Here is a 483-nt window from a genome sequence, read left to right on the forward strand (position 1 = left end):
GCTTCAATGATGATTTGTTCAAAATAGGCTCCTGACGATTGATTTTCCAGAGAGTGAAATAACATTCCTTGTTGCATATTAGCCAGAGGATAAATTTTTTCAATCTCAAATCCTTCATGCTTTCTCTTGATGTCCTCAAGCTCGTAAATGCCCAATGCCTTGTCTCCATAATCGGACGGTGTTCTCTCTGCCTCTTCTTTTGAGACGCAATGGCCAATTACCTCATAAAGCGCTTCTTTATAGGCCTCCGTAAAATGCTTCACGGTTTGTTTTGAATAAACTTTTGTATTATACGTCGTATCAATAACCAGCTGACCGTCCAAAACGATCGCATTCATTTCCATCGCGTTTTCCCGTGTATGTCTACTTCCGATCGACTCTCCGGTCGGAAGACCGGAAGAGGAGAATGCCGCATTTTGAAGATCCTCATCCATTTGTCCCAAATAATTAAACAATAGGGGCGGCTGCGGAGCTGCCTTTAAC

1 protein-coding gene is annotated in these 483 nt (G+C 42.7%); it reads right to left on the reverse strand.

The genetic code is table 11. The annotated features are described in order from the left end of the window. On the reverse strand, positions 1 to 434 hold a 434-nt coding region (locus SB847_RS20505), incomplete at its 3' end, for a condensation domain-containing protein (RefSeq protein ID WP_410578389.1). Positions 435 to 483: the final 49 nt, after the last annotated feature.

The sequence above is a fragment of the Bacillus sp. SIMBA_026 genome, from assembly GCF_046535335.1.
In the GTDB taxonomy this organism is placed as follows: domain Bacteria; phylum Bacillota; class Bacilli; order Bacillales; family Bacillaceae; genus Bacillus; species Bacillus velezensis.